The sequence below is a fragment of the Lentzea jiangxiensis genome (assembly GCF_900104175.1).
Lineage (GTDB): Bacteria > Actinomycetota > Actinomycetes > Mycobacteriales > Pseudonocardiaceae > Lentzea > Lentzea jiangxiensis.
In genome coordinates this window covers 1-6,475 of sequence record NZ_FNIX01000047.1, presented here as the reverse complement: position 1 = coordinate 6,475, position 6,475 = coordinate 1, and the positions used below count along the sequence as shown (strand labels likewise).

The following is a 6,475-nucleotide window of genomic DNA, read 5'->3' as shown; positions in this document are numbered from 1 at the left end:
CTCGTGCAGCCGTTGCCACACCCCGGCCTCGTTCCACTCGGCCAGGCGCCGCCAGCACGTCATCCCGGACCCGAAACCCAGCTCCTGGGGCAGGAACTCCCACTGGATCCCCGTATGCAGCACGAACAGGATGCCCTGCAGGACCAGCCGGTCCGGGATGCGCTTGCGGCCCAGCTTGGGCAGCGCGTACTCCCATCGAGGCAACAACGGCTCGATTCGCGCCCACAGATCGTCGGACACGATCCACGGTGGCTGCTCACCCTTTCTCACCCGTTCATGATCAACGATCATGAACGTTCAGTCACCACAGTTGATCAATCTGTTAGGAACTCTAAGCATCCTGCGGGACGACGACCTGCACTTCCTGTGGCTGCCGCTGGCGCACTCGTTCGGCAAGGTGCTAACGACGGCGACGATGGCCGCCGGGATGCCGACCGCCGTCGACGGTGCGGTGGAACGGATCGTGGACAACCTCGGCGAGCTGCGGCCCTCGATCGTCGCCGGCGCACCGCGCATCTTCGAGAAGATCCACGGCTGGATCGTGGCCGGCGTCCGGGAGAGCGGCCGAGTTTCGGAGAAGATCTTCGCCTGGGCGGACCGCGATCACGGTCCGATGACCGCCTGGCTCGCCGACCGCCTGGTGCACGCCAAGCTGCGTGCCAAGGTCGGTGGCCGCATCCGCTACTTCATCTCCGGCTCCGCGCCGCTCGCTCCCGAGATCGCGGAGTTCTTCGCGCGGGCGAGACTGCCGATCCTGGAGGGCTACGGTCTGACCGAGTCGTCCGCGGCCACGTTCGTCAACCGCCCCGGCTCGGTCAAGATCGGCACCGTCGGCCCACCGGTCCCCGGCACGCAGGTCCGGATCGTGGCCGACGGCTAGGTGCTGATCAAGGGGCCCGGCGTGATGCGCGGTTATCACAACAGGCCCGCCGAAACGGCCGAGACGCTGATCGACGGCTGGTTGCACACCGGTGACATCGGCGAGCTCGACGAGCGCGGCCGGTTGACGATCACCGACCGCGAGAAGGAGCTGATCAAGACCTCCGGCGGCAAGTACGTGGCACCCGCGCGGATTGAGTCCCTGCTCAAGGCCGCGTCGCCGTACATCGGCAACGCGATCGTGCACGGCGACCGGCGGAAGTACTGCGTGGCGCTGGTGACGCTGGACCCGGACACCTCGGCGGGCCTGGGCGACGCCCAGGCCGAGGTCAGGCGGGCAGTCGAGCAAGTGAACGCCCAGCTGGCGCGGCACGAGCAGCTCAAGCGGTTCGCCCTGCTGGAGCGCGATTTCAGCGGCGAGGACGCGTTGCTGACCACGTCGCTGAAGCCGCGCCGCAGGGAAAATCGACAAACGCTACGAATCCGTGCTGAACGGTCTTTATTGACACAAATCACTCGTTCGGATCCGAAAGGAAGGAGGCCGGTCGACCGGCAGAATGCGGTTTCTGCCGGTTCTTCTGCATGGCTTTCACGCGAGTGGGTTCATATGTTCCTGCTCGTACTCGGCCGTCACATTTCCTCCCTGACACACGGATCACCGCCGTGTGCCGCCGCCCAGGAGACGAAAATGACCCGTTGCGAACCCAAGCTGATCGGCAGCGCGGTGGTCCGTCCCGAGATCGAGGCGTCGTGGCGCCGCTCGCAGCGCATCGGCCTGAGTCCGTTGAGCGAGGTCTTTGCGGCGCCGGTCCGGCCCGTGCCGTCCAGCCACCCGCTGCGGCGGCTGGCCGCGGACGTGCTGAGCCGGTTCGAGAAGGACATCTCCGGAAGTCCGTTCACCGCAGTGCTCGCGGACGCGGGAGGCGTGATCGTGGACCTGAGACCCGGTCTGCCCGAGCAGTCCTCCGAGCTCGACGCGGCCGGCGTGGTGGTCGGCCGCCAGTTCACCGAGCCGCTCACCGGGACCAACTCGATCTCGCTGACCATTGAGCTGGGCCAGCCGGTCGCGGTGATCGGCGCGGAGCACTTCCTCACACGGTTCAAGGACTTCGCCTGCTACGGCTACCCCATCATGGCCCCGTCGACCGGACGGCTCGCCGGAGTGCTCAACCTCGCCTGCCCTCTCGACATGGCCAGCCCGCTCAGCCTTCCCCTGCTGCGGAGGTTCGCGCAGGAGATCGAGCACCGCATTCGGATGGGCGCACCGGCGGCTTCGCCGGCCAACCAGCTCGTTGACCCCCGCCTGCCGCACTACCGCAGGCAGCGGCTGCCGGTGCTGGTCGCGGGTGAGCGCGGCAGCGGCCGGACCACGGCCGTGTGGCAGCTTGCCGGGACGAACCCGATTCTGCGGCTCGACCTGACCCGCTCCGGGCACGAACAGCTGGCCGCGGGACACTCCGGCCTCGTCCTGGTCGAGAACGTCGACGCGCTCGGCCCGGCCGAGGTGGCGAAACTCGCGCACCTGCTCGACGCGGGTACCTGCTGGATCGCGTTGACCAGCAAGCCCCTGGCCGAGCTCGACCACAACGGTCGGGCGTTCGCGGCGCGGTGCGCCGGCCGGGTCGAGCTGTCCCCGCTACGCGACCGGCTGGGCGAGTTACCCGCGCTCGTGCACGAGCACCTCGCGGCTTTGGGCGCGGCCGGCCGCCTGCGCTTCGCGGACACCGCGTGGGGGGCGCTGCGGCGGCACACGTGGCTGGACAACTTCCGGGAGCTGCACGATCTCGTCGAGCACCTGCTGTCGCTGCGCACGACCCGCGAGATCACCGTCCACGACCTGCCCGAGCGCTTCCGGCACAACTGCTCCAAGCAGCCCAGGAGCCTCATGGCGAAGACCGAGTACGACCTGATCGTCAAGGCGCTGCGGACGTACGGCGGCAACCGGGTGAAGGCGGCCGAACACCTAGGTATCAGCCGATCGACGTTGCACCGCCGGTTGCGCACCTTCGGCATCGCCGCGTGACGCGACACCGCCTCACCTGACACTGCCCGACCTGGCACCACCCCAACCGGCACCACCCGAACCGGGCTCCCTGACCTGACACGCCTGAGACGGGAGACGCCTTGACGCTGAGCTCGTACCCGGAGCCGAACACCCCGACGAAGACCTTCTGCCCTGGCCACCGGAACGGGCCGGCGACATAGCGGCGAAGTACCTACCGTACTGGGGTGAGGCGCCGATCGTACGGGTGCGGCTGGCCGACGGCCAAACGTCGTGGCTCGCGACGCGACATGCCGAAGTCCAGTCGATGCTGTCTGGACGGCACTTCGCCGTACGTGCCTCCCCGTTGCACCGCAGCGACGATGCGGCAGTCATCCGGGCGTCGCGCATCCTCCGGCTCGACGGCGCGGAACACCACCGAGTTCGCGGCGCCGTGGCCAGGGCGCTCGACGGGCGCCGGCACACGTTCCGGCCGTTGACCGAGGCCGTGGTCGAGCGCCACTTGGACCTCATGCGGCAATGGGACGGCCCGCTCGACCTGGTCGCCGGCTTCGCGCTCGCAGTCCCGTTGCCGGTGATCTCTCAGCTGCTCCGGCTGCCGCCGGAGGACCAGGAACGGTTCTACGACAACGGGACCGCCGAGCTGATACGCATCGGCATCTCGGCGGACAACGCGAACGAGCACGCAAAGGCAGCACTGGACTACCTCGCGGAGGTCGTCCACACCAGGTCCCGCGCTCCACGGGACGACCTCATTAGCGATCTGGTCACCAGTCCGAGCTGACCGTCGAGGAGATCGCGGAACAGGGCGTGTCACTGCTGATGGCCGGGTACGAGGCGCCTGCGGGGATGATCTCGAAGGGTGCCGTCGAACTGGCCGCCGACGCCGGGTTGCGCGCCGCGCTCACCGGCGACGACCCGGACCTGCGAGCCGGCGCGGTGGAAGAGCTGCTGCGCCACATCGCGATCGTCCAGTACGGCATCGACCGGGTCGCCGCCGAGGATGTCATGATCGGCGGCCGACGCATCAAGCGCGGCGGGTCCGTCATCGCGTTGCTCGCCGCCGCGAACCACGATCCGGCACTGTCCCCCACGCCGGACGAGATGAACGCACGATGCCCGGTGCGAGGTCACGTCGCGTTCGGCCACGGACCGCACCACTACCTGGGACCCGAGCTCAGCCGCGTAATGATCGGGACCAGCCTGTCCCGCCTGTTCACCGAGTTCCCCGCGCTGCGCGTGGTGGACGGCGACAACCGCGAACGCGACGAGTACGTGATGGGCGGGCACCTGCGGCCGTGGGTCACGTGGTGACCTGGCCCGGCCTGTACTGCCCGGTCGAACCCGCCACGCACCCGATGGCCAAGCAGGCGCAGACCCGTTCTGTCGAGTGGTTCACGAGATTCGAGCTCATCAAGGATCCGCAGCGGCGGGCTCGGCTGGTGCAGGCGAAGCTCGGTTCGCTCGCCGCGGTCAGCGCACCCGGTTGCCCAGTTTCCTGGTTGCAGGTGCTGGCCGACATGTCGACGTGGTGGCGGCGTTCGACGACGAGTGCGACGACGGGTCCGGCACGGCTGGGCTGGGCCTGCTGATGTGGCCGGTGCTGCGGGCGCTCGACGCACCGACCGCGGACGCGACCGGCTACTCCGCGGCGCTGCGCGACCTGCGGGACCGGATCCTGGCGCTTGCGACCCCAGAACTGCCGCTGCAGTTCGCCGAAGGGCTGCGCGCAACCTTGCTGACCGAGCTGGTGCACACTGCCCAGACGAGCGACGACGGGGAGCCGACGTACGACGAGTCGCTGGCCACCCGCGGCCGGACGAGCTCACCGGCGTGGGCGTTTCCGTTGCTGTGTCACGTCGCCGGGTGCCGGGGCTCCGCCGGTACCACCCTCGCCGATCCCTCCTGTGGCGTGCTGCTCGACATCACCGCGAGCATCATCAACTGGGACAACGACTTCCACTCCTACGACGGCGACAAGTCCAACCCTGGCAACGGGAGAAACCTCGTCAGCCAGGTGCGCGTGCGGCTGGGATGGGATGAACAGGACGCGACTACCGCGGCCGTGGCGCTGTGCAACGAGGTGATGGCGCTCTTCCTGCGCCTGCGCGACCAGCTCCACCGGCCCGCGGACCCGGACCGGCAGCCGTTCCTCGCCGGTCTGGGGCGCTACCTGCCCGGCAACCTCGACTGGCACGAGCTGAGCGGGCGGTACGCCACGACCTGGATCTCACTCGTGTCCGAGTGGGATCCGGTGCCGTGCGACCGGAGGCTGAGGACGCCCGCGATCTCGTGGTGGTGGGGACGAGCTCGAAAGACGTTAGACAGGCCGGCGCCCGAGCAGTCGTCAAGCCGCGTGCCAGACGCGACGCGCACGCCGGTACGCGGGCAGGGCGATCCTGAGCGTCGCGGACAGGCTCACGCCGACGCGCCGGTCGAGTACCTCGTACCCGGCGTCCTCCACCGCGTCCAGGATGCCGCTGTACAGCACGTACGCCGTCTCGACGCACGGCCGGCTCGACGGTGCGAGCATCCTGATGCCACCTACCGCGTACGCGTACAGCTCGCGGTTGCGCTCGATCTCGACCGCAACCAATAGCGCACGTGGTGAGCGGTACCCGTGGAAGCCAAATCGGTGCGCGTCACCCCGAATCGGCGCCGGTCCTGCGCGGGCAGGTACACCCTGTCGCGGGCGAGGTCCTCTGCGGTGTCTCGGATGAAGTTGGTGAGCTGGAACGCTTCCCCCATTGCGCTGGGCTGCACTCGGAACAGCGGCGTTGCGGATGGCCGTTGCAGGACCTGCCGGACGAATACGGGCAGAAGCAGCGCCTCTGCGATTCCTTCCACGAGCACGGCGCGAGGCCCGAAGAGCATGGCGCTACGGTGGCATCGAGGTAGCGCTTCAACTTCGAGTGCCCATCGTCCAGGTCCAACTCGGCCAACGGGATTGTCTTTGCCTCGAAGAGACTCTGTTCATCAGGACCGGCCAGCGCCTGACGCTTGAGAACCACGAGATCCTCGACCGCGGCCGAGGAAGCGATCAAAGGTGAGTGGGTGGTGACCACCACCTGGATTCGACTCGCGTACTCGAAGGAAGCCTGTTGGGTGGCCGAGGCTTCTGCGGCGTCGCGCAGGTACTCGACGAGCAGCGTTTGCAGCTGCGGATGCAGATGTGCCTCGGGCTCCTCGACGAGGAGGACCGTGAGATCGTAATCGCGTGCCGCCCGGAGTTCAGCGATGACAGTGGCGATGAACAGCAGCTCGGCGCAACCGAGTCCGGAGCCGGCGATGTCGGGTCTGCTGCACGAGTAGGTGACAGTTGTGACCTGCCCTACTGGATGGGTTCCAGAGTTGGTGGCTAACTGGCGGCTTCTTCGAGAGGCTGTGCACTGTGCCCCGTGCGTACCCCGCCGAGTTCCGAGCGCGTGCCGTCGCGCTTGTTCGGGCCGGTAGAGAGCAGAAGCAGACCGCTGCCGACCTGGGTGTCCATCCGGTGACGTTGTCGAAGTGGGTCAAGCAGGACCGGATCGATCGGGGTGAGATTCCCGGCACCCCGAGCAGCGAGTCCGTCGAACTGCGTGCCGCTCGGCAACG

Annotated in this window: 9 protein-coding genes and 2 pseudogenes; 7 read left to right on the top strand and 4 right to left on the bottom strand. The window is 68.2% G+C overall.

Translation table 11 applies throughout. From position 1 onward, the window contains the following. Positions 1-243 (bottom strand): transposase (locus BLQ91_RS39810; protein WP_425412584.1); only part of this gene is annotated, 243 nt, incomplete at its 3' end. Positions 244-310: 67 nt separating this feature from the next. Here BLQ91_RS39810 and BLQ91_RS42385 point away from each other — a divergent pair. The 6 genes and pseudogenes from BLQ91_RS42385 to BLQ91_RS43980 form a co-directional block, all read left to right on the top strand. Continuing rightward, the gene (locus BLQ91_RS42385) at positions 311-880 is read left to right on the top strand and encodes an AMP-binding protein (RefSeq protein ID WP_218130584.1); all 570 of its coding nucleotides are present in this window, start codon (positions 311-313) and stop codon (positions 878-880) included. Next, a complete protein-coding gene (locus BLQ91_RS43690; RefSeq protein ID WP_218130583.1) occupies positions 881-2,902 on the top strand; it encodes a helix-turn-helix domain-containing protein in 2,022 nt (673 codons plus the stop codon). It abuts the gene before it with no gap. Positions 2,903-3,128: 226 nt separating this feature from the next. Then, positions 3,129-3,665 carry a cytochrome P450 family protein gene (locus tag BLQ91_RS39795; RefSeq protein WP_090105761.1) on the top strand — a complete coding sequence of 179 codons (537 nt, stop codon included), beginning with the start codon at positions 3,129-3,131 and terminating at the stop codon, positions 3,663-3,665. Between the two features lie 26 nt (positions 3,666-3,691). Next, positions 3,692-4,195 (top strand): cytochrome P450, encoded by a 504-nt coding sequence (locus tag BLQ91_RS39790; protein ID WP_090105760.1) that lies wholly within the window; start codon positions 3,692-3,694, stop codon positions 4,193-4,195. Beyond that, positions 4,192-4,473: an isoprenoid biosynthesis enzyme family protein gene (locus BLQ91_RS39785; RefSeq protein ID WP_143023117.1), complete on the top strand. Its 282-nt coding sequence runs from the start codon at positions 4,192-4,194 to the stop codon at positions 4,471-4,473. The genes BLQ91_RS39790 and BLQ91_RS39785 overlap by 4 nt, the downstream gene beginning before the upstream one ends. After that, positions 4,473-4,910, top strand: a pseudogene (locus tag BLQ91_RS43980) (terpene synthase family protein); the annotation flags it as partial. The gene BLQ91_RS39785 and the pseudogene BLQ91_RS43980, both read left to right, overlap by 1 nt. Positions 4,911-5,228: 318 nt before the next feature. Here the strand turns inward: BLQ91_RS43980 and BLQ91_RS43975 are convergent. From BLQ91_RS43975 to BLQ91_RS43965, 3 genes and pseudogenes are all read right to left on the bottom strand, one after another. Next, positions 5,229-5,477: a squalene/phytoene synthase family protein gene (locus tag BLQ91_RS43975; protein ID WP_176960219.1), complete on the bottom strand. Its 249-nt coding sequence runs from the start codon at positions 5,475-5,477 to the stop codon at positions 5,229-5,231. Beyond that, positions 5,426-5,629 carry a squalene/phytoene synthase family protein gene (locus BLQ91_RS43970; RefSeq protein WP_425412583.1) on the bottom strand — a complete coding sequence of 68 codons (204 nt, stop codon included), beginning with the start codon at positions 5,627-5,629 and terminating at the stop codon, positions 5,426-5,428. Before BLQ91_RS43970 ends, BLQ91_RS43975 begins: the two co-directional genes overlap by 52 nt. 299 nt (positions 5,630-5,928) lie before the next feature. Beyond that, positions 5,929-6,171, bottom strand: a pseudogene (locus BLQ91_RS43965) (AAA family ATPase); the annotation flags it as partial. Positions 6,172-6,272: 101 nt separating this feature from the next. Here BLQ91_RS43965 and BLQ91_RS40915 point away from each other — a divergent pair. Continuing rightward, a partial coding sequence (locus tag BLQ91_RS40915; RefSeq protein ID WP_176959975.1) for a transposase occupies positions 6,273-6,475 on the top strand: 203 nt, incomplete at its 3' end.